The sequence below is a fragment of the Streptomyces sp. NPDC057002 genome (genome assembly GCF_042673825.1).
In the GTDB taxonomy this organism is placed as follows: Bacteria; Actinomycetota; Actinomycetes; order Streptomycetales; family Streptomycetaceae; genus Streptomyces.
Map to the genome: position 1 here is coordinate 1,122,708 of NZ_JBHURZ010000002.1, position 20,961 is coordinate 1,143,668.

Genomic DNA, 20,961 nt, shown 5'->3' on the forward strand with positions numbered 1-20,961 from the left:
ATCGGTAGAATCTTGGTCATGGCGCAGTCGTCGGTAGCACCAGAACTCGTCCTGGAGACCGAGACGGGCTCCACCGTGATGATTCCGGGTCACGACTATCACGTCGGACGCGACCCGTTGAGCGAGATCGTCATCGACGACGACCGCGTCTCCTGGCACCACGCCGTGCTGCGGCCCACCGACGGCCACTGGACCATCGAGGACGAGAACAGCACCAACGGCACCTACGCCGAGGGCCGCCGCATCCACGAGTGGGCCGTCGGCCCCGGCACCGTCATCCGCTTCGGCAACCCTGCCGACGGACCGCGCGTGGTCCTGCTGGGCCGCCCCGAACCCGCCCCCGAACGCCCCTCCGCAGTCTCCATGCCGGCGGCGACAGGCACCTACCGGCAGCCCACCACCGTACGGCCGCTGCCCGCCCGCACCGTCCACATCGGCCGCGCGACCGACAACGACCTGGTCATCGACGACCTTGTGGTCTCCCGCCGGCACGCCGAGCTGCGCGCCCTGCCCGACGGCACGTACGAGATCACCGACCTGGGCAGCCACAACGGCACGTACCTCAACGGCAGCCGCGTCTCCAGCGCCCCCGTCCGCCAGGGCGACATCGTCGGCATCGGCCACTCGGACTTCTGTCTCGTCGGCGACGAACTCCAGGAGTACGTCGACACCGGCGAGATCTCCCTCGACGTACAGGACCTCGCGGTCACCGTCGACCGCGGCCGCAAGACGCTGCTCGACCACGTGTCGTTCCCGGTGGGGGAGAAGTGCCTGCTCGCCGTCGTCGGCCCGAGCGGCGCCGGAAAGTCCACGCTCCTCAACGCCCTCACCGGCCAGCGGCCCGCCGACCACGGCACCGTCCTCTACGACGGCCGCGACCTCTACCGCGACTACGCCGAGCTGCGCCAGCGCATCGGCCTCGTCCCGCAGGACGACATCCTGCACGCCCAGCTGACCGTCCGCAAAGCCCTCTCCTACGCCGCCGAGCTGCGCTTCCCGCAGGACACCGCCAAGGCCGAACGGCGCGCCCGGGTCGACGAGGTGATCCGCGAACTGGGCCTGGAAGAGCGCGTCGACCAGCCCGTGCACAGTCTGTCGGGCGGCCAGCGCAAGCGCGTCAGCGTGGCCCTGGAACTGCTGACCAAGCCGTCGCTGCTGTTCCTCGACGAGCCGACCTCCGGCCTCGACCCCGGCATGGACCGATCGGTGATGCACATGCTGCGCGGGCTCGCCGACGACGGCCGGACCGTCATCGTCGTCACCCACAGCGTGCTCAGCCTGGACGTGTGCGACCGGCTCCTCGTGCTCGCGCCCGGCGGGAAGATCGCCTACTACGGGCCGCCCGAGGACGCCCTGGCGTACTTCGGCTTCGAGCAGTGGCCCGAGGCATTCGAGGCCTTCGAGCGGGACAAGGACCGGGACTGGGCGGGGGACTACCGCGCCTCGCCGTTCCGGGACCACTACGTCGCCGACGCCACCGCCCAGCCCCGGCAGCCCCGGTCCGGGCCCGTCGTCATCACCGCGCCGCCCCGGCCGCGCAGCCGGACCGCCCAGCTGGGCACCCTGGTGCGCCGGTATGCCTCCGCGCTCAGCGCCGACCGCACGTTCCTCATCATCATGATCGCCCTGCCGTTCGTGATGGGAGTGATGGCGCGGGCCCTGTCGGGCGGCAAGCTGAGCTTCGACACCGCGATGAACACCCTGCTCATCCTGTGCGTCGGCGCGGTGCTCACCGGCGCGGCCAACGCCGTGCGCGAACTCGTCAAGGAACGCGTGATCTACCAGCGGGAACGCACGGTGGGCCTGTCCAGATCGGCGTATCTGATGTCGAAGGTCGTCGTCCTCGGGGTCATCACCGTGCTCCAGGCGGTGGTGCTGACCCTGGTCGCCCTGCTCGGCGTGGACCTCGGCGCGCCCGGCGACGAAGGCGTGCTGATGCCGCCCCTGGTGGAAATCGCGGTCGCCGTCGCCCTGTTGGCGTTCACGGCCATGATGCTCGGGCTGCTCATCTCGGCGCTGGTGCGCAAGGAAGAGGTGACGATGCCGCTGCTCGTGCTCGTCGCCATCGTCCAGGTCGTCTTCTGCGGTGCCCTGCTGAAGCTGTCCGGGGTGCCCGGGCTCGAGCAGCTCGGCTGGCTGGTTCCCGCGCGCTGGGCGCTGGCCGCGATGGCCGGCACCGTCGGGCTGGGCCGGATCGTGCCCGACGATCTGACCAAGGATCCGCTCTTCGAGCACTCGGCGGGCATGTGGCTGCTCGACATCGGGATGCTGGTCGTGCTGTCGGCGCTCTTCGGCTTCCTCGTGTCCCGGCTGCTGCGCCGGCACGAACCGGCCGTGATGCGGAAGTAGGGAGCCCCTATGACGACTCCCGGTTTCCGGCCCACGCACGTCGTCCCGCAGCACGGGATGCCCGCCTGGGAGGCCCCCGACCCGGCACGGCCCACCGTGGACCTCGACCCCCTGCTGCCGGTCCAGCTCGTCGAACAGCAGGGCGACTGGGGGCATGTGCTCTGCTTCAACGGCTGGTCGGCCTGGGTCGACGGCCGCTGCCTGGTCGCCGTACCGCAGGATCCGCCCGCCGCGGACGGGCCGCTCACCCGGACCGCCGATCCGCGTCCGCTGCTGACCCGCGCGCAGGAGGCCCTGGCGCGCTACCGGTCCGCGGTGGAGGACCTCGCGGGCGGCCTCGACCGGGAGTCCTTCCACTCCCGCACTCACGGTCTGCGGATCGGCGTCGTCGTCGACGGCGAGTCGGTGTGGCTCTACGACGCCGCGCACGGGCACTGGGTGTACGCGGACGGCACCCGGGCGACCACGTACGCGACGGACGAGACACCGAGTTCCCGGCCGGAGTCCCGGCCGTCCGAGACTCCGGCGCCGGCGCGTACACCCACTCGGGTGGTGCCCCCGGAGGCGGTCGAGGAGCATCCTCGGGTCGAGGAACCGCCCAGGGTTGCCGAAGAGCCGCCCAGGGTTGAGGAGAGGCCCCGGGCCGAGGAGGCCGCGCAGCCGGCCGCGGCGCCGCCCACGGCGGTCGTTCCGCCTGAGCCGACGCGGGTGGTGTCTCCTGAGGCGCCCGAACCGGCGAGTGCCGTGCCGCCTGAGGCGCCCGAGCCGACGCGGGTGGTGTCTTCCGAGGCGCCCGAGCCGACGCGGGTGGTGTCTCCTGAGGCGCCCGAACCGGCGAGTGCCGTGCCGCCTGAGGCGCCCGAGCCAACCCGTGTGGTGCCTTCCGAGGCGCCTGAGCCGACGCGGGTGGTGTCTTCCGAGGCGCCCGAGCCAACCCGGGTCGTGTCTCCCGATGTCCCCGAGCCCACTCGCCTCGTGTCCCCCAAGGAGGCCGGGGAGGCCGGGGAAGCCGAGGAGACGGCCCATCCCGCGGAGGCGCCGCCCACCCGTGTCGTGTCTCCCGAAGAGGCGGAAGAGGAGGCCGAAGAGCCGGACGGCCCCGCCGAGGCGCCGCCCACGCGCATCGTGGGGTCCGAGCCCACCCGGGTCGTGTCGCCCGAGGGTGACACCCGTTGACCCGCGAGACGAGCCTGTTCTCCGGGCGGCCCTCCGAGCTGCTCGGACAGCAGATCGCCGGGTACCGGATCGAGAAGGAGATCGGGCGCGGCGGCATGGCCGTCGTGTACCGGGCCCGCGACCTGCGTCTGGAACGCACCGTCGCCCTGAAGCTGCTCGCCCCGGAACTCGCCCGCAACGACACCTTCCGGCGCCGCTTCACCCACGAGTCCCGGGCCGCCGCCGCGATCGACCACCCGCACATCGTGCCGGTCTTCGAGGCCGGGGAGACGGACGGCGTGCTGTACATCGCCATGCGGTACGTCGTCGGCAGCGATCTGCGCCATCTCCTCGACCGGGAGGGCCCGCTGTCGCCCGCCACCACACTGCGTGTCGCCGCCCAGGTCGCCTCCGCGCTCGACGCGGCCCACGACCACGGCCTGGTGCACCGGGACGTGAAGCCCGGCAACATCCTCGTGGCCCGCGGCACCGACAGCGACCACCCCGAGCACGCCTACCTCACCGATTTCGGCCTGACGAAGAAATCGCTGTCCCTGACCGGCTTCACCACGGTCGGCCAGTTCGTCGGCACGCTCGACTACGTCGCCCCCGAGCAGATCTCGGGCCGCCCGGTCGACGCCCGCTGCGACGTGTACGGCTTCGCCTGTGTCGTCTACGAGATCCTCGCCGGCCATCCGCCCTTCCGCCGGGACGACGACATGGCTCTGCTCTGGGCCCACCAGTACGACGAGGCGCCGCCGCTGACCGAGGCCCGGCCCGACCTCGACCCGCAGGTCGACCCCGTCCTCGCCAAGGCCCTCGCCAAGAGCCCCGACGACCGGTATCCGTCCTGCCTCGCCTTCGTCGCCGCCCTGCGTGCCGCGACGGCCGGCGGCGGGCCCGACGTCGGCCACACCCCTGCCCGGACGGGCCGGGAGCCGGGGGCGGAGCGGCCGAAGCCGCCGCCGCGCTGGGCCGAACCGGTCTTCCCGCAGCGGACGTAGCGCCCCGGCGTCAGCTCTCGCTCTCGGAGCGGACCTCACCTCGGCGCCGTACGCGCCGTGCCAGCAGGGCCCCGGCGAATCCGGTCACAAGCCCCCAGGGGACGGCCAGGCCGACAGCACCCCACAGCCGGGGTCTGAGGAAGAGTTCGCCCCCGAGGCTCCCGCCCAGGTCGCCGATGCCGAGCACGGACAGGCCGTAGTGCGCGGAGATGCGTCCGACGAGGCAGATCATGAACACCGTGAGCATCAGGGCGACCGCCATGTGCACGGCGTGCTGCCAGGCCCGGACCCGGGCCGGTGACCGGGCCGCCATCACGAACGCGGCGGCCAGCAGCAGCACCACGTCGACGACCAGCAGCCACCACACCCGGCCGTCGTGCTCGGAGAGCGTGCGCAGATTCAGCTCCGAGATGTCCGGAGTGCGCAGCACCTCGTCGAGCACCTGCGGCATCGGCAGCCCGAACGGCCCCTCCACCCGGCCCGTCCAGGTCGCGCCGAGGCCGATCGTCAGAGCCAGCCACACCAGGTTGGGCATGCCGAGCAGAATCACGGCGAACGTCTCCGCCGCGTGGCCCCGCGTCGCTGCGACGACCAGCGCGATGACCACACCGATGGCGACGTACGCGAGCAGCAGCGCGACCATCGCGTACGCGGCCGGCCGCACCGACGCCTGGAAGCGCAGCAGCCCGGCCGGCAACGGTGCGCCGCGCGACACCAGCAGGGCCAGCACCAGCACACCGGCCAGCCAGACCATGCCGACGAACACGGACAGCGGAACGTCGGTGGTGAAACCGATCTTCGGGGAGGCGCCGAACAGGTCGCCGAGTTCCCCCAGCTGCTCGTCGCCGAGGGAGATGTCGAACGTGTGGCGGGCGGCGAGGGTCACGCCGATCAGCGCGACCAGCCACAGGGCCGCGATCCTGGCGGCCCAGCCGGCCAGCTCCGCGGCGCCGGCGACCGCGCGATGGCGCAGCGGACGCAGGAAGCCCCAGGCGATCACCAACGCCCCCGTGAGCGTGACGGACAGCGGGATCACGGTCAGTCCCGCCTGGGTGTCGGCGAAGTCGCCGGCGCTTCCGGAGAGCTTCACCGTGCCCCCGAAGGCGGTGGCCACGGTCGCCATGACGACCGGGCCGAACGCGCCGTCGGGAAGGTCCGTGGCCCCGGCGGCCCACAGGCCGAGCGTGGCCACCACAGCCATGGCGAGCAGCCCGCCGAGCACCGTGACGAGGGCGGGCACCCAGCCGTGGCGGGCGACGGCCCGCGCGCCGGAGGTACGTGCCTGGCCGGAGGAGGTGCGCGAACTCACGCTGCCACGCTAAGCAGCGCCCGCGCCGGGCGCCCGTCGGGAGGTCCGTCCGCGTCGGCTTGCGGGCCGGACGGGACCGGAGCACACAATGAACTCGTAATGGAAGAAGCGGTATACACAGGACTGATCGCCTCGGGTGTGCGAAGGCCGCACAGAACCCACGTGGGAAGAAGAGCTCGTGAGCGTCGAACCGCCGTCGTCCGGTCGCCCCACAGGACCTCCCTCGGGCCCGCTGTCGGGCCCCTCCCAGCCGCCCTCGGGCGGTGGCGGCCCGCCCTCCGAACCTCCGAGCGGGGGCGGTGAGCCGCCGGAGCCCCGTCGCCCGTGGTGGGGCTCCGTACCCCGTGTCGCGCTGATCGCCGGCGCGGTCGTGGCCGCCGTGGTGCTGGCCGTGGTGTTCACCCGCCCCGACGGCGGCACCGGCGCGTCCGACGGAGGCACCAGCACCTCCGACGGCGAGGTCCTGCTGCAGCCCGCGGCCGACACCGGCCCGGACCCGTTCACCGACTCGACGGCCAAGGAGAGTTCCGCCCCGTCGGCCACTCCGACGCCCGGCGGATCGCCGTCGCAGAACGCCGTCCGGGCGGTACGGGGCGGGGCGCCCGGCCTGTACGGCGGCACCCGCAATGTCGCCAGCTGCGATGTGGAGCGGCAGATCAAGTACCTCAAGCAGGCCCCGGACAAGCAGCGCGCGTTCGCTTCGGTCCAGCGCATCGAGCCGTCCGAGGTCCCCGCCTACCTGCGCTCGCTCACCCCCGTGCAACTTCGTCTGGACACCTGGGTCACCAACCACGGCTTCAAGAACGGCCGCCCCACGCAGTACCAGGCCGTCCTCCAGGCCGGCACGGCCGTGCTCGTCGACGACCGCGGCGTGCCCCGGGTGCGCTGCGCGTGCGGCAACCCGCTGACCCCGCCGGTCGCCCAGCAGAAGAAGACGACCGGGGACAAGTGGCCGGGGTACAAGGCGTCGGACGTCGTCGAGGTCAGGCCCGCCGAGGAGCCGGTCGACGTCTTCGTCATGTGCGAGCCCGACGGCGAGTGGTTCAAGCGCGACAAGGGCGACACGGGCGAGAACGACCGCAAGACCGCTCCGCCCAGCAAGCCCACCCCGTCGGCGACCGTCACCACGCCGACCGGCTCGCCCACGTCACAGCCGACCACGAGCGAACCGCCGACCACGGAGACGTCCGGACCGACGACGGACGAATCGCCGCCGACGGACGAATCGCCGCCGGCGGACGACTCACCGCCACCGCCCGCAAACGACACGGGCCAAGACACCGGGGGCGGCCCGACGGACCAGGCCCCGGCTTCCTGAGTCACCCGGCGCGGACCACCAGGGCGTAGTCCCCGAGCCCGAGCAGCCGGTCGGCAGGCACATCGCCCTGGGCGGTGACGACCGCCTCGATGCGGCCGGTGTCCGGTTCGAACGCGACGTCCTGGACCGTGCCGAGCCAGTCGCCCGTCTCGGTGAGGATCCTGAGGCCCGGCAGCTCGTGGTGCGAGGGCACCTCGGCCGGGACGGCGGCGGAGCGGACGAGCACGGCGTCCGGGCCGAGCGCGTGCAGGGCACCCCAGGCCAGCACGGTCTCCTTGCGGGAGTGCCGGCCCCGCACCCGGACATGCGTGACCACACCGGCCGCCGCGTCGACCGTCAGCGACCGCACGACGCCGAGCTCGTCCGCCTCGGCCAGGGTCAGCACCGGCAGGCCGCGCGCCTGCGAGAACAGCATCATGACGGCGTCCCCTCGTGCCCCTCCTGGAAGGCGCCCACCCGGGCGACGAAGGCAGGCAGGTCGTCGGCGACGTAGCGGGTGGCGTCCGCCGGGATGACCAGGGCGCGGCCGGAGACCGCGAGCGTCTCGCCGCGCGGTACGTACACCCGGTGCCGGCGCCGCCGGGAGGCCCGCACCAGTTCCTTGGCCGCGGCGATCCGGAACCCCACGACCCGGCCGCTGGTACCGCCCTCGACGACCACGTCGAGCACCGTGCCCACCTCGGCGCCCTCGTCGGTCAGCACCTTGGCGTGCAGTACCCGGCCCTGCTGTGCCTCGCGGCGTGCCACCACGACGGGCGTGTCCGCCAAGGCTCCGGCGTCGACGATCATGACCGCGTACGGGCCCAGCGCGTGCACCGCCGGCCAGGGCAGGCTCTGCCTCAGCGGACCCGACAGCAGACCCCTGCCGCTGAGCGTGAAGCCGGTGATACGCCCGGCCGCGGCGTCGAAGACGGTGTCCTTGATCTGCGCGACGGCGTCGCCGCCCAGGGTGACCACCGGCAGGGTCGTCAGGCTCCGTGCCGCCATCAGCTGGTTCATCGCAGACCCTTCCCGCCGGGCCGGCGCCGGACCGCGATGACCGTGCCCGACCGCCGGCCGGCCTGCACGGCGAGCGTCACCACGGCGATGCCGACGAGCGCCGCGACCACCACGACCAGCCATATCCACCAGGCCACCGCACACCTCCGGCGAACCGGCCCGGCCGCCCTCGACCGGTCCTGATTCCTTCCGAGTGCCCCGCGCGCGGGGGACAATGCCCAGGGCACGGGACGGGCCAGAACGTGTCAGGACTGCGAAGCCCGGCTCGGGGTACGAGCACTGGTGCAGAGCGTCCGGCCAGTCCGGCTTCTCCCAGAAAGAAACGAATGATCGACCACCTGGACGGGGCAGTGATACCGACTGGTTTCGACGTGCCCGTTGAACCGCTGAGGCGGGCGGCACACTACTCAGGCGAGCAGGGATGCATCGCCGAGGCGCGGTCTTTCGCCGCGCTCTTCCTCGATCAGCTCCGGACCGAGTGGTGCGCGAGCATCGACGACCGGGCCGACGGCGCGGTGCAGCTCGTGGTCAGCGAGCTGGTCACCAACGCCGACCGGCACAGCAACGGGCCGTACATCCTGGAGCTCGTGGGCACGGACACCGCCGTGACCGTTGCGGTCTACGACAGCAGCTCGGCCCTGCCCCGCATCTTCCCGCGCAACCCGGAGCGCGTCGGACGGCACGGCCTGGAGATCGTCCACGCGCTCGCGGAGCAGGTCAGCGTGGAGCGGGTCCCGGTGGGCAAGCGCGTGCGCGCCGTGCTGCCGCTCGCCGAAGCCACCGTGTCTGAGCCGTCCGCCTGAGCCGAGCCTGAACCGTCCGGATGAGGCGTCCCCTCCCCGGGGGGTGCTCCTGCTCCTGTGCCGTGCGAGTGCTCCTACGCCGTACGAGCCGACACGGTCGCGGGTGCCGTCCCCTCCCGCATGGGGGACAGCACCCGCTGGTCGCCGTATGCCCGGACCGCCCGGCGTCTGCGTCAGGCGCAGCCGAGCTCGCCCAGCATGCCCTCGCGCAGCCGGGTGATGATCCGCTTGATCAGGCGCGAGACGTGCATCTGCGAGCAGCCGAGCTCCTCGCCGATCTCCGCCTGGGTGGCCTCCTCCACGAACCGCATGTGGATGATCTGCCGGTCGCGCTCGCTGAGCTCCGCCATGAGCGGGGCGAGCGAGTGGAAGTCCTCGACGAGCCGCAGCCCGTTCTCCTCGACGCCGATGAAGTCGGCCAGGACCGCCTCGCCGCCCTCCGGCCCGTCGCCGGTGAGCGCGGCGTCCAGCGACGACGAGTTGTACCCGTTCGCTGCGATCTGTCCCTCGACGACCTCGTTCTCTGAGATGTTCATCAGCGTGGCCAGCTCGGCGACGGTCGGCTCGCGGTCCAGCCGACTCGCGAGTTCCTCACGGGCCTTGGCCAGCTCCACGCGCAGCTCCTGGAGCCGCCGCGGTACATGCACCGCCCACGTCGTGTCCCGGAAGAACCGCTTGATCTCACCGACGATGTACGGCAGCGCGAAGGAGGTGAACTCGACCTCGCGCGACAGCTCGAACCGGTCGATGGCCTTGATCAGGCCGATCATGCCGGTCTGGACGATGTCCTCCATGTCGTCGCCGCGGCCCCGGAAACGGCCGGCCGCGAACCGCACGAGCGACATGTTCATCTCGATCAGCGTGTTGCGCGCGTACTGGTACTCGTGCGTGCCCTCTTCGAGTTCCGTCAGGCGCTGGAAGAACTGGCGGGACAGCGCCCTGGCGTCCCGCGGGGCCACGGACCGCGGGTCCACGACCGGCAGTGCTCCGTCACCCGTCCCGGCCTCGGCGTTCTCCCCGGCGACCTCTGCCTTCGACCGGATCACGGCGGTCTCCATTACCTCTCCCCACGAAGTCACGGCTACATCTGCCTAGGTCCTTCCGGGTTGCGGGTACCCGGGGAGGCGCAACACATGCCCGCGAATGCACTGCGGCGGAAAATCGGTGGAGCACGGCAATTCCGGCCTGTCCATGCTCACCCATTCGGCCGACTGCGGGCAAGAGACGTGCCCCGCCCGTGATTCCACCCAGGGCGCAACGCCGCTCCCTTCCCTCCGCGTCCGGCGCTCCTAGGCTGGACGGGTGACCAACCACGTGCCGAACGAAGCCCGCGTCATCCCGCTGCGCCCGCACGGCGCGAGCCCTCCGGCCCCCGCCGTGAAGGAGCCGCTCTGGCGCGACCTGGTCGGCGACGTACTGCGCCGTGAACGCCTCGCGCAGGAGCGCACGTTGAAGGACGTCGCCGACCAGGCACGGATCTCCATGCCGTATCTGTCGGAGGTCGAGCGCGGCCGCAAGGAGGCCTCCTCGGAGGTCCTCGCGGCCGCCGCCCGCGCCCTCGGACTGGGCCTCGGCGACCTGTTGTCGAGGACGCAGGGCGAACTGACCCGCGTCACTTCGCGGTACACGAGCAGTGCGAGCCGCCGCGGGGCGGCGTCCCCGTCGTCGCACGACGGAATGTGCCTGGCCGCCTGAGTCCGTCTGCCGGCCGGCGCCTCAGACCTGCACGAGGCGCCGGCTGAGCACCTCGTCGGCCAGCCCGTAGCCCACCGCCTCCTGCGCGGTGAACACCTTGTCGCGGTCCATGTCGGCCCGCAGGGTCGCCACCTCGTGGTGGGTGTGCCGCGCCAGCACCTCCTCGACCTGGGAGCGGATCCGCACCATCTCCCTGGCCTGGAGCGCCAGGTCGGAGACCATGCCGCGCTGCCCTCCGCTCGCCGGCTGGCCGAGCAGCACGCGCGCGTGCTCCAGCACGAACCGCCGCCCGGGGTCCCCGCCGGCCAGCAGCACGGCCGCCGTGGAGGCAGCCTGCCCGACACAGAACGTCGAGATCGGCGCCCGCACGTACGACATCGTGTCGTAGATGGCCATCAGCGAAGTGAACGAGCCCCCGGGCGAGTTGATGTAGATCGCGATCTCGCTCTCCGGGGACGAGGACTCCAGATGGAGAAGCTGTGCGATGACGACGTTGGCGACGCCGTCGTCGATGTCCGTGCCGAGGAAGATGATCCGCTCGGACAGCAACCGGCTGAACACGTCGTAGGACCGCTCGCCCTGCGGGGTGCGCTCGACGACGTTCGGAATCGTGTAGCTCCCCATCACTGCAGCCCCATCCTGCGCCGGCCGGCCGCCGGGCGGACGTCCTGGAGGGACTCCACCACCCGGTCGACCATGCCGTACTCCCTGGCCTCCTCGGCCGTGAACCAGCGGTCCCGGTCGCCGTCCCGGGAGATCGTCTCCTCGCTCTGGCCGGTGTGCTCGGCGGTGATCCGTTCGATGGTCCGCTTGGTGAACTCCAGGTTCTCCGCCTGGATCTCGATGTCGGCGGTGGTGCCGCCGATCCCCGCCGACGGCTGGTGCATCATGATCCGCGCGTTGGGCAGGGCGCAGCGCTTGCCGGGCGCGCCGACGCTGAGCAGGAACTGGCCCATGCTCGCGGCGAAGCCCATGGCCAGCGTGGAGACGTCGTTGGGGACGAGCCGCATGGTGTCGTAGATGGCGAGGCCCGCGTGCACCGCCCCGCCGGGGCTGTTGATGTACAGGCTGATGTCGGTGCGCGGGTCCTCGGCGGACAGGATCAGCAACTGGGCGCAGACCCGGTTCGCGGAGACCTCGTCGACCTGGGTGCCCAGCAGCACGATGCGCTGCGCGAGCAACTGGGCGGCCAGTTGGTCGTCGAACCGGGTCGGAGGGGTGTCGCCCTCCTCCGCTCGTGGGGCGAGATTCGTGAATGGAGTCATCGGTTCTCCTCGTGGTCGGTAATGCCCTCGACTCCACTCTTGACCTCGGACGACGCAGTTGTGCGGATTCTCTGCCCGCGGCAGATTCGCTACGGGCAGAGCGGCCGTTCGAATGTGCCGGCCGGCCGACCGATGAGTTCCGGGGCGGGGGCCGGTCGACAGTGGTGACAGCGTTCCACGCGCCCAGGAGGTACTCATGGCCACCGACGGATTCACCACGTGTCTCTGGTACGACGACCAGGCCGAGGAGGCCGCCCACCACTACGTCTCGATCTTCAAGAACTCCAGCATCGGCGAGGTCGCCCGCTACCCCGAGGGAACGCCCCACCGGGCGGGCACCGTCATGACCGTCGAGTTCACGGCCAACGGCCACAAGTTCCTCGCGCTCAACGGCGGCCCTCAGTTCAAGTTCACCGAGGCGGTCTCCTTCATGATCTTCTGCGCGGACCAGGAGGAGATCGACTACTACTGGACCAAGTTCACCGAGAACGGCGGAGAGCCCGGTCCCTGCGGCTGGCTCAAGGACAAGTACGGCCTGTCCTGGCAGGTCGTCCCGGACCGGCTCCAGGAGATGATCACGGACCCGGACCCGGCGAAGGTGGCCCGCGTGACCACGGCGTTCATGGCCATGAGCAAGTTCGACATCGCGACCCTGGACAAGGCGTACGCAGGCGAGTGAGGTGCCCCCTCCGGTCGAGGGGCAGGATCCTGCCTGCCCCTACGCCGCCTCGGCCAGGATCTCCCGGATCACATGCCGGGAGTTCTCCGCGACCGGCGGGTTCGTCTCCCAGTAGTACGGCAGCGCGATCAGCGCGATCGACAGGGCCCAGCCCCGGCCCCGCGCCCACTCGGCCTCACCGGCGCCCGCGGCCTCGCGGAGGACGCCACGGACCCCGGCGGGCAGCACGCACCAGGCGCTGATGAGGTCGACGGCGGGATCTCCCACCCCCACCGTGCCGAAGTCGATCACGGCACTCAGCCGCCCGCCCGTGACCAGCAAATTCCCGGCCATCAGATCGCCGTGCGCCCAGACCGGCGGCCCGGCGTACTCCGGGGCGCGCAGGGCCTCTTCCCACAGCTCCGACACCGCCGCGGTGTCGACCCGCCCCGCCAGCTGTTCGAGCGCCTCGCGCACAAAGCGGTCCCGGGCCGCCAGTGGCACTCCCCGGTAACCGGTCGGGCCCTCCGCCGGGTCGATCCGCCGCAGGGCCGCGACGTAGGCGCCCAGATCCTCGGCGAGCAACCGCGGCTCGTCGAGGGCACCGGGCACCGGATTGCGGCCGTCCAGCCACCCGTACACGGACCAGGGCCACGGGAAGCCCTCGCCGGGCTCGCCCCGTCCGAGGGGTTCGGGCGAGGCGGCGGGCAGGCCCGGGCCCAACCGGGGCAGCCAGCGCAGTTCGTGCGTGATGGCATCGACGGCGCGGGGATGCCGGGGGAGCCGCACGACCTTGTCCGCGCCGAGGCGGAACATGGCGTTCTCGGTCCCGGAGGACTCCAGGCGCCGCAGGGGCAGCCCCGCCCACCGCGGGAACTGTTCCGCGACCAGCCGGCCGACGAGGGTGACGTCGACGTCCCGCTCGTCCTCATGCATTCGCACAGCGCACATGACGCCCATTCGAGCGGTCAGTTCACCGACTGTCGAATGGTTTTGGTGATCTCCCGGGCGATGCGCAGGATGCCGGGGGAACGCACCGGGCAGGGCTTCGGCGTGGACGTCGTGGGGGCCAGGCAGAAGTGCAGGTAGTCGTCGTCGCGGTGCAGGGCCGTCCGGTCGCGGCCGGGCTGGGTGCAGTAGTCGGGGTGGGCCCGCTCGTAGGCCGTGCAGGGGAGGTGCTGCGTCCATGTGTAGCGGTCCGAGCCGGGGCTCACCGTCCTTCCGGCGTCGGCGACGATGCCGTCCGAGCCCGCGGCCAGCCGCTCGTACAGCCCGTTCACCCGCCGCACCCGGTCGGGCGTGATCGGGTCCGGGCCCTGGAGCACCCACACGATCCGAGGCCGGCGCGCCCCGCCGGCCGTCGCGATCTGCTCGACGAGCCGGCGCGCGTCGGCCTCGTACCGCTCGAAGTACCGCTCCCGCGAACCGTCGTACGTGATCTTGTCCATGCACCAGGTGAAGTCCCAGGCGTTGCCCCAGAACTGCAGCACCACGAAGTCCGGCCGCAGCGACCGCACCAGGGCGGCCGCCTTGTCGCGTGCCGGTACGAGCGACCGCTCCGCCGTGCCCTCCAGGTAGTCGCACAGGGTGGTGCCCGAGTAGGGGGCGCTCGTGTACGTCGCCCGCAGGTCCCGGCGCAGCTCCTGGCCGAGGACCCTCTGGTTCTCCATGGCCAGCGAGTCGCCCAGATACAGCACGCGGGGTGCCTTGGCTGGGGCACGGGGGGCAGATGAGGCCGGGGCCCGCTGGTGCGTGGTCGTCGTGGACACCTCCGGCGCGGACGGCGGGGACGCGCCAGGTCCGGACGACGGATCCCCGCACGCCCCGAGCAGCAGCCCGGCCAGCAGGACACCCACGATCCACGGTCCGCGCATACGGCAACTCCCGCCCCGGCCGGTGAAACGGCTCCCCAGGCAAGCACAGCCGGGCCCGGGGCGGAAGAGGCGCGTCGGCCACGAGGTGCCCGTGGCCGACGATATGACGACCGGTCAGACGCGGTCGGCCGCGATCATCAGGTACTGGAAGCTGCCGTTCTTGTAAGCGGTGAGGAACGTGTCCTCGATGCCCGTGACGAGATGGTCGGCCCGCTTGCGGAGTTCCCAGTAGGGGATGGCTGTGTCGGTGAGGTCCTGCACATGGACGGGGACCAGCCGGTTGCGGGCCATCGCCCTGAAGTACTCCGACCGCGGATGGATGTCGCAGATGTAGTGGGCGTTGATCAGGGACACCTCGCGGGAGGCCCGCCCGTAGGTGTCGTTGTAGCAGCCGGTGATCACCACGTAGCGTCCGCCGCGGCGCAGCAGCCGGGCATGCTCGGCGAACAGCAGGTCCAGCTCCACGTACATGGTCGACTCGTTGTTCCACGACGCCGCGAACGCGCCCGACGGGAAGCCCGTGTCGAGCATGTTCCGGCAGTGGTAGCGGACCTTGCCGTCGATGCCGCGCTGCCGGGCCTGCTCGTTCGCGAAGTCCGCCTGCTTGGCCGAGAGCGTCACGCCGTCGGCGCGGCAGCCGTACCGCAGGTTCGCCACGACACTGCCGCCGCCGCGCCCGCAGCCGGCGTCGAAGACGCGGTCGGCGGGGGAGAGGGGGCCGAGGTGGGTGGCGAGCAGTTCCGCCTGGGCGTGCTCCAGGCGGTGCAGTTCGGTGGTGACACGCTCGCGGAGCAGCGCCGGGTCGGGCTCGTCGAGCACGGACCAGTCGGCGTCTCCGACGCCGTAGTGATGGTGGTACAGGTCGTCGATCTTCCCCAGTTCGAGGTTGACCGGGTTCTCCTCGGCGTTCCAGTAGTCGGCCACGCGGGTCTGGTACGTCGACTGGGCGGCGGACGGGGACCGCAGTGCTGCGGTGGTGGCGTCGGCGGTGGTGGCGTCGGCGGTGGTGGTCAAGGACAGCTCCTCGTGCTTCTCGCGTGACGTCAAGGGATCGTGCTCTACCAGTAGTCGGGCAGGTGGTAGCGGTGGGTGTTGGTGGCGTGCCACTCGTGGTTGCCGGACACCCAGGCGGCCAGGCTCCGGGCGTAGCGCTCGACGAGCGGCGAGGCGGCGGACAGGACCGCGGACTCCTCCTCGAAGGCGTCCATGATCTGGTTGTGGATCTCGACGGCCTTCAGATAGGCGGCCTTGAGTCCGCACTGTTCGTCGGCGGCGATGACCAGCGGCAGGTTGAAGTGGTCGGGTTCGGCCGCCAGCTCCTTGGTGAAGGAGTACAGGTCGTTGACGATCGTGGTGGCGTTGCAGGCCAGCGCCGTGATCCGCTGGATCTCCGGCCGGGCGTAGACCGCCTCGGGCAGTTCGTAGCCGTCCACGGCGTCGACGATCGACAGGCAGGGGCGGAAGTTGTTGAACTGCCGCATCACCAGGTACTCCCAGACGCGCGGCACGTACCGCGTCTCCGCCCAGGCGGCCTCGGCGACGTACCCGAGGTGCAGCCGGGCGATGTCGTGCACGAACCGGTCGGTCTGGCTGGGCGTGGCGAAACCGGCGTAGTCCCGCAGCGCGCGGTGGTACGAACGCAGTGGACCGTCGGCCGTCAGCCCCTGGCGCCACTCCCTCTCCGCCTCGGGCGGGCCGTGGAAGGGGTCGAGTGCCGACTGGGCGATGACCAGCCGTCCGCCGAGACCGCGGGAGGACCCGCCCCGGTCCTCGTCCTCGGAGCAGTAGCAGCTGTCGACGAGGTTCTCGGCCAGCAGCAGCTCGCCTGCGACGGTGAGGCGGTCCAGATCGGCGGCGCCAGGATGCTGGAGCACCACGGCCCGGCCGAACTGGAACCCCGCGAAGTCCCCCGTCCACGCCGGCGGAAACAGATCGAGCCCGTGCGCCCAGGCCTCCAGCCTCCGGTCGACCTCCTTGACCTTCTCGGGATCGGCGGGCACGGCGGCCCGATACCGAAGCCCGGGCACGGGCCCACCACGCCGGGCCCGTCCGTCACGGGGGAGGCTCGGGGGGCCGGGTGGGGTGCGGCGGGGCGTGGGTCGGGCCGGGGAGTCGGAGGTCGGTCGGGCCGATGGGCTCGGGCGGCTTGGGATCGAGAAGCTGAGCGTTGGTGGGGCGGGAGGGCGGAAGGCCGGGCGGGGCGCGGAGCCCGGGGTAATCGCGGAGCCCTCGGGCAGTGGCGCAGGCGCCGGAGACCTGAGGGCCGGCAGGGCTGAGAAACCGAAGGCCGGAGGGGACGGAGGCCGGAAGACCGCCTGGTGTGCGGAACTCGGTGGGGTCGGAGCACCCGGGCCCGGTGGGCCGGGTCGGGGCGCGGAGTTCGAGGGCAGTGGGGCCGGGGACTCGGCGTTCGCTGGGGTCGGCAAGCCGGGGTGTGGTGGGGTCGGAGCCTCTGGTCCCCGTGCACCGGGTTGGGGCGCGGAGGCTGAGGGCAGTGGAGCCGGGGAGCCGGTAGTCGGTCGGGCCGGAGGGCCGGGCGTCGGGTGGGGCTCTGGGGTGGATGGCTGGTCGGTGTCGGCGGCGGGGCGTTGCGAGCCCGGGGACGGGGGAGTGCTCATCGGCGTGATCGAGTCCACCCCGTCAGCCGGCCGTCCGGCCGATCTGGACGTTCTCCAGGATGCCCGCGGCGTCGGGAACCAGGATGGCCATCGAGTAGTACGCGGTGACCAGGTAGCGGATGATCGCCGTCTCGTCGACGCCCATGAACCGTACGTTCAGGCCGGGCTGGTACTCCTCCGGGATACCGGTCTGGAACAGCCCGACGACCCCCTGGTCGGCCTCCCCGGTGCGCAGCGCGATGATGCTGCTGGTGTGGTGGTCGTTGACCGGGATCTTGCCGCACGGGAAGAACGGCACACCCCGCCAGGCGGGCACCTCGTGCCCGTCGACGTTCGCCGTGCCGGGCACCAGCCCGCGCTTGTTGCACTGCCGGAAGAACGCCGCGATCGCCTTGGGATGAGCCAGGAACATCCGCGTCTTGCGCCGCATCGACAACAGCTCGTCCATGTCGTCCGGGGTCGGCGGCCCCGAGAACGTGCTGATGCGCTGGCTGTAGTCGATGTTGTGCAGCAGCCCGAACTCGCGGTTGTTGACCAGCTCCCACTCCTGCCGCTCACGGATCTCCTCGATGGTCAGCCGGAGCTGCTGCTCGGTCTGGTCCATCGGGTCGTTGTAGAGGTCGGCCACCCGGGAGTGGACGCGCAGCACGGTCTGCGTGAGCGACAACTCGTACTCGCGCGGGACGAGTTCGTAGTCGACGAAGCCGCCGGACAGCACCGGCTCGCCCACGTGCCCGGCCTGCACCGGTACATCCGCCTCGCCCTTGCGGTTCATGGGCTTGCTCTGCCGCTTGGCGTACGCCTCCAGATGGGCCGCGAGGGACGGAACACGGTCCGTGTACTCCCGGAGGGCGTCCCAGGACAGCACCAGCACGACACCCGAGGTCTCCGCCCGTACGGACGTCAGCCACAGCGGGTCGGCCCGCCCCACGGCCTCGTCACCGAGCCCCTCGCCGTCCGTGACGACCCCGATGACCTCCTCCTCGCCGTACTTGCCGGCGGCGTACCTGGTGAAACGGCCGTGCACGATCAGATAGGCCTCGGTGACGGGCTGGCCGGCCTCGAAGAGCACCTCGCCGACGCGCACCTCACGGACCTCGAAGCGCGACGCGATCTGCTTCAGCACCTCGGCGTCGGAGTAGCCGCGCAGCACGGGCAGTTCGGTGAGCGTCTGGGGGATGACCCTGATGTCGTCGGCACCGTTCTGCTCGAACTGCACCCGGCCCCGGCCCAGACGCAACGTCAGACGCCGGTTGACCCGGTAGGCACCGCCCCTGACGTCGACCCACGGCAGCATCTTGAGCAGCCAGCGCGAGGTGATGGCCTGCATCTGCGGCACTGACTTGGTGGTGGTGGCGAGCTGGCGTGCCGCCTGCGTGCTGAGACTGGTGAGCCGGTCCTCGGCCGCGCCGGGGCCTGCGGTGGGGTCGGGGGCGGGGTCTTCGGTGGCGGGGCCGGTGGTGCTTTCGGGGGCGGACACATTCCCTCCCTGGGATCGAACGAGGTGTTCGCTGGGTGAGCGGGGCGAGGCCTTTGCGGAGCGGGGCCGGCCCGGGAGGCCCGGGACACGGGTGCGCCCTGCCCCCCCCCGCTGAGCTGAGTGGTCGGCCGGGATGGGGTGGAGTGGTGGCAGGGACGGTGGGGTGGCGGGCGAAGGCGGCGACTCGTGGCGCCCGTGAGCCGGACGCGCCGCGAGGCATAGCCAAACAGCGGCAGAGGTGACCGGATAACCGCGTGAAGGGGGCGGCTTCTCGCGCCGGAGGTGGCAAACCCACGATGGGGGTGGAGGACGAGCGGGCGTGTGCCCTCACGCCGCTCGCCGACCCGGCCGCGCCCGGCGCACAGGGTGCACGGACACCGCGGATCGCCGCAGTCACCGCCCGTACCGCTCCGGCGCACACCCCGTGGTGACTCGCGCGCCGACACCACTCACACCCAGTCGTTCACCAGCACCGCCGCCCCGTCGAACCGCCCAGCCTTCAGGTCCCCGAGCGCCTCCGCGGCCCGCGACAGCGGGTAGGGACGCGTGGTCGCGCGGACGCCGTAGCGGGCCGCCAGCGTCAGGAACTCCCGGCCGTCCGCGCGCGTGTTGGACGCGACGCTGCGCACCTGCTTCTCGTAGAACAGCTCGGTCTCGTAGTGCAGGGGAGGCGTGTCGGTGAGATGGATGCCGGCGATGGCGAGGACGCCGCCCCGGTCGAGGGCGCGCAGGGCGACCGGGACCAGTTCGCCGACCGGGGCGAAGAGGATCGCGCTGTCCAGCGGCTCCGTCGGCCTCGCGTACGCGTCCTGCGCGGAGGCGGCGCCCAGCTCCAGCGCCAGCCGCCGCGCCGCCGCACCACGCGTCATGACGTGCACCACGGCGCCCTCGGCCAGGGCCACCTGCGCGCACAGGTGGGCACTGCCCCCGAAGCCGTACAGCCCGAGCCTCCCGCCGGGCGGCAGCGCGGCCCGCCGCAGCGCGCGGTGGCCGATGATGCCCGCGCACAGGAAGGGCGCCAGCGCCACGTCCGGCACGTCGGCCGGCATCCGATAGGCGAACGCGGCCGGTACGGTCGTGTACTCCGCGTAGCCGCCGTCGGTGTACCAGCCCGTGTACTGGGACTCGGGACAGAGGTTCTCCGCGCCACGAGCGCAGTACGAGCAGTCGCCGTCCGTGCGGCGCAGCCAGGCCACACCGACCCGGTCGCCCACTGCGAAGCCGCGCACCGCCGCACCCGCCCCGGCCACCGCCCCGACGACCTCGTGACCGGGCGTGACACCGATCCGGCGCACGGGCAGATCGCCCTCGGCGACATGCAGATCGGTACGGCACACTCCGCAGGCGCGCACCCGCACCAGCAACTCGTCGACCGCGGGCACCGGCACCGGCTTCTCCACCAGCCGGAGCGACCCCTCCTCGACCGGCCCGGGCCGCTCCACCGACCACGCGCGCATCGTCCCGTCCGCCATAGCGCTCCCCGTCCTGCTGAGGGCTCCCGCCCAGTGTGCGGCGGAACCGACTGTTCGGCGCGCGGGCCGACCCGAGGGTGACTAGCGTGAGGAAACGGACCATCCACCCGTCCGGAGAGGGCCGTAGCCATGGCCGTGCAACCTGAAGGAGCCCCTTGCTGGGCCGACGCGACGTTCAGTGACCTCGAAGGGGCCAAGACCTTCTACGGAGACGTCCTCGGCTGGACCTTCGCCGAGGCGTCGGCGGAGTACGGCGACTACACCCAGGCCTACGCCAACGGCAAGGCGGTCGCCGCCGTCGTCCCGCCCATGCCCGGCCAGCCGGAGGCCCCGTCGCAGTGGTGTCTGTACATCGCCGCCCGGGACACGGCCGCCACCGCCGCCCGGATCCGCGACAACGGCGGCGAGGTGCTGATGGAGCCGATGCAGGTCGGCGACTTCGGCACCATGTGCCTGGCCCGCGACCCGGGCGGTGTCGTCTTTGGCGTCTGGCAAGGGGGCACCCACGAGGGCTTCGAGGTGATGGCCGAACCGGGCGCCTACACCTGGGCCGAGGTCTTCACCCGCGAGCCCGAGAAGTCCGACGCGTTCTTCCCCGCCGTCTTCTCCTACCGGCAGCGGGACATGGAGGACGGCGAGATTGACTTCCGCATCTACGACCTCGGCGAACGCAGTGTGCTGGGCCGGATGAAGATGACGGAGGAATTCCCGCCCGAGGTGCCGCCGTACATCAACGTCTACTTCGCCGTCGAGGACTGCGACGAGGCAGTGGCGAAGGCGACCAAGCTCGGCGGCGTGCTGCGGTTCGGTCCGATGAACACGCCGTTCGGCCGGTTCGCGGCCATCAGCGATCCGCAGGGCGCGAACTTCTCGGTGATCGACGTCACGACGACCGAGGGGGACATGCCGAAGCTGACCGACGTGTCGTAGCCGCCCGGCCCTCCCGGCGGGGCGGTCCGCGC

22 protein-coding genes are annotated in these 20,961 nt (G+C 71.8%); 9 read left to right on the plus strand and 13 right to left on the minus strand.

Going from position 1 to position 20,961, the window contains the following annotated elements; genetic code table 11:
* The first annotated feature begins 18 nt into the window (after window positions 1-18).
* The 3 genes from ACFT32_RS13125 to ACFT32_RS13135 are packed head-to-tail and all read left to right on the plus strand — an operon-like array spanning window position 19 to window position 4,508.
* Complete coding sequence (locus ACFT32_RS13125; RefSeq protein ID WP_382488503.1) at window positions 19-2,349, plus strand: FHA domain-containing protein; 2,331 nt, start codon at window positions 19-21, stop codon at window positions 2,347-2,349.
* Window positions 2,350-2,358: 9 nt separating this feature from the next.
* Window positions 2,359-3,525, plus strand: a complete 1,167-nt coding sequence (locus ACFT32_RS13130) for a hypothetical protein (protein ID WP_382488504.1) — start codon at window positions 2,359-2,361, stop codon at window positions 3,523-3,525.
* Window positions 3,522-4,508, plus strand: coding sequence for a serine/threonine-protein kinase (locus ACFT32_RS13135; RefSeq protein WP_382488505.1), 987 nt, complete (start codon window positions 3,522-3,524; stop codon window positions 4,506-4,508). Before ACFT32_RS13130 ends, ACFT32_RS13135 begins: the two co-directional genes overlap by 4 nt.
* A 10-nt stretch (window positions 4,509-4,518) precedes the next feature.
* Here the strand turns inward: ACFT32_RS13135 and ACFT32_RS13140 are convergent, their stop codons facing one another.
* On the minus strand, window positions 4,519-5,817 hold the full coding sequence (locus ACFT32_RS13140) for a streptophobe family protein (RefSeq protein ID WP_382488506.1): 1,299 nt from the start codon (window positions 5,815-5,817) through the stop codon (window positions 4,519-4,521).
* A gap of 178 nt (window positions 5,818-5,995) precedes the next feature.
* On the opposite strand from ACFT32_RS13140, the gene ACFT32_RS13145 reads away from it, so the two are divergent.
* Window positions 5,996-7,135 (plus strand): DUF6777 domain-containing protein, encoded by a 1,140-nt coding sequence (locus ACFT32_RS13145; protein WP_382488507.1) that lies wholly within the window; start codon window positions 5,996-5,998, stop codon window positions 7,133-7,135.
* A gap of 1 nt (window position 7,136) precedes the next feature.
* Here the strand turns inward: ACFT32_RS13145 and ACFT32_RS13150 are convergent, their stop codons facing one another.
* From ACFT32_RS13150 to ACFT32_RS13160, 3 genes are read right to left on the minus strand one after another with little or no spacing between them, the layout of a single operon-like run.
* Entirely contained in the window at window positions 7,137-7,553 is a 417-nt protein-coding gene (locus tag ACFT32_RS13150; RefSeq protein ID WP_382488508.1) for a PRC-barrel domain-containing protein, read from the minus strand.
* Window positions 7,550-8,134: a PRC-barrel domain-containing protein gene (locus tag ACFT32_RS13155; RefSeq protein ID WP_382488509.1), complete on the minus strand. Its 585-nt coding sequence runs from the start codon at window positions 8,132-8,134 to the stop codon at window positions 7,550-7,552. Before ACFT32_RS13155 ends, ACFT32_RS13150 begins: the two co-directional genes overlap by 4 nt.
* Window positions 8,131-8,271 carry a hypothetical protein gene (locus tag ACFT32_RS13160; protein ID WP_382488510.1) on the minus strand — a complete coding sequence of 47 codons (141 nt, stop codon included), beginning with the start codon at window positions 8,269-8,271 and terminating at the stop codon, window positions 8,131-8,133. The genes ACFT32_RS13155 and ACFT32_RS13160 overlap by 4 nt, the downstream gene beginning before the upstream one ends.
* Before the next feature lie 189 nt (window positions 8,272-8,460).
* Between ACFT32_RS13160 and ACFT32_RS13165 the strand changes: the two genes are divergently transcribed.
* Window positions 8,461-8,937 carry an ATP-binding protein gene (locus tag ACFT32_RS13165; protein WP_382488511.1) on the plus strand — a complete coding sequence of 159 codons (477 nt, stop codon included), beginning with the start codon at window positions 8,461-8,463 and terminating at the stop codon, window positions 8,935-8,937.
* A gap of 173 nt (window positions 8,938-9,110) precedes the next feature.
* On the opposite strand, the gene ACFT32_RS13170 is transcribed toward ACFT32_RS13165, so the two are convergent.
* A complete protein-coding gene (locus ACFT32_RS13170; protein ID WP_382488512.1) occupies window positions 9,111-9,995 on the minus strand; it encodes an RNA polymerase sigma factor SigF in 885 nt (294 codons plus the stop codon).
* A 244-nt stretch (window positions 9,996-10,239) separates the two neighbouring features.
* Between ACFT32_RS13170 and ACFT32_RS13175 the strand changes: the two genes are divergently transcribed.
* Window positions 10,240-10,632, plus strand: coding sequence for a helix-turn-helix domain-containing protein (locus ACFT32_RS13175; RefSeq protein WP_382488513.1), 393 nt, complete (start codon window positions 10,240-10,242; stop codon window positions 10,630-10,632).
* Window positions 10,633-10,653: 21 nt separating this feature from the next.
* Here the strand turns inward: ACFT32_RS13175 and ACFT32_RS13180 are convergent, their stop codons facing one another.
* The gene (locus ACFT32_RS13180) at window positions 10,654-11,256 is read right to left on the minus strand and encodes a ClpP family protease (protein WP_382488514.1); all 603 of its coding nucleotides are present in this window, start codon (window positions 11,254-11,256) and stop codon (window positions 10,654-10,656) included.
* Window positions 11,256-11,897 carry an ATP-dependent Clp protease proteolytic subunit gene (locus tag ACFT32_RS13185; RefSeq protein WP_382488515.1) on the minus strand — a complete coding sequence of 214 codons (642 nt, stop codon included), beginning with the start codon at window positions 11,895-11,897 and terminating at the stop codon, window positions 11,256-11,258. Before ACFT32_RS13185 ends, ACFT32_RS13180 begins: the two co-directional genes overlap by 1 nt.
* A gap of 196 nt (window positions 11,898-12,093) precedes the next feature.
* On the opposite strand from ACFT32_RS13185, the gene ACFT32_RS13190 reads away from it, so the two are divergent.
* Entirely contained in the window at window positions 12,094-12,576 is a 483-nt protein-coding gene (locus ACFT32_RS13190; RefSeq protein WP_382488516.1) for a VOC family protein, read from the plus strand.
* Between the two features lie 39 nt (window positions 12,577-12,615).
* Here ACFT32_RS13190 and ACFT32_RS13195 read toward each other — a convergent pair whose 3' ends face one another.
* The 5 genes from ACFT32_RS13195 to ACFT32_RS13215 form a co-directional block, all read right to left on the minus strand.
* Window positions 12,616-13,491, minus strand: coding sequence for an aminoglycoside phosphotransferase family protein (locus ACFT32_RS13195; protein ID WP_382488517.1), 876 nt, complete (start codon window positions 13,489-13,491; stop codon window positions 12,616-12,618).
* A 32-nt stretch (window positions 13,492-13,523) separates the two neighbouring features.
* Entirely contained in the window at window positions 13,524-14,429 is a 906-nt protein-coding gene (locus tag ACFT32_RS13200) for an SGNH/GDSL hydrolase family protein (RefSeq protein ID WP_382488518.1), read from the minus strand.
* A gap of 114 nt (window positions 14,430-14,543) precedes the next feature.
* The gene (locus ACFT32_RS13205) at window positions 14,544-15,443 is read right to left on the minus strand and encodes a geranyl diphosphate 2-C-methyltransferase (protein WP_382488519.1); all 900 of its coding nucleotides are present in this window, start codon (window positions 15,441-15,443) and stop codon (window positions 14,544-14,546) included.
* Between the two features lie 44 nt (window positions 15,444-15,487).
* Window positions 15,488-16,456: a family 2 encapsulin nanocompartment cargo protein terpene cyclase gene (locus tag ACFT32_RS13210; RefSeq protein ID WP_382488520.1), complete on the minus strand. Its 969-nt coding sequence runs from the start codon at window positions 16,454-16,456 to the stop codon at window positions 15,488-15,490.
* 613 nt (window positions 16,457-17,069) lie between these two features.
* The gene (locus ACFT32_RS13215; protein WP_382488521.1) at window positions 17,070-18,527 is read right to left on the minus strand and encodes a family 2B encapsulin nanocompartment shell protein; all 1,458 of its coding nucleotides are present in this window, start codon (window positions 18,525-18,527) and stop codon (window positions 17,070-17,072) included.
* 296 nt (window positions 18,528-18,823) lie between these two features.
* Here ACFT32_RS13215 and ACFT32_RS13220 point away from each other — a divergent pair, with 296 nt between their 5' ends.
* Window positions 18,824-18,958, plus strand: coding sequence for a hypothetical protein (locus ACFT32_RS13220; protein WP_382488522.1), 135 nt, complete (start codon window positions 18,824-18,826; stop codon window positions 18,956-18,958).
* An 18-nt stretch (window positions 18,959-18,976) separates the two neighbouring features.
* Here ACFT32_RS13220 and ACFT32_RS13225 read toward each other — a convergent pair whose 3' ends face one another.
* Window positions 18,977-19,984 (minus strand): zinc-binding alcohol dehydrogenase family protein, encoded by a 1,008-nt coding sequence (locus tag ACFT32_RS13225; protein WP_382488895.1) that lies wholly within the window; start codon window positions 19,982-19,984, stop codon window positions 18,977-18,979.
* Between the two features lie 144 nt (window positions 19,985-20,128).
* Between ACFT32_RS13225 and ACFT32_RS13230 the strand changes: the two genes are divergently transcribed.
* The gene (locus ACFT32_RS13230) at window positions 20,129-20,929 is read left to right on the plus strand and encodes a VOC family protein (protein WP_382488523.1); all 801 of its coding nucleotides are present in this window, start codon (window positions 20,129-20,131) and stop codon (window positions 20,927-20,929) included.
* Window positions 20,930-20,961: the final 32 nt, after the last annotated feature.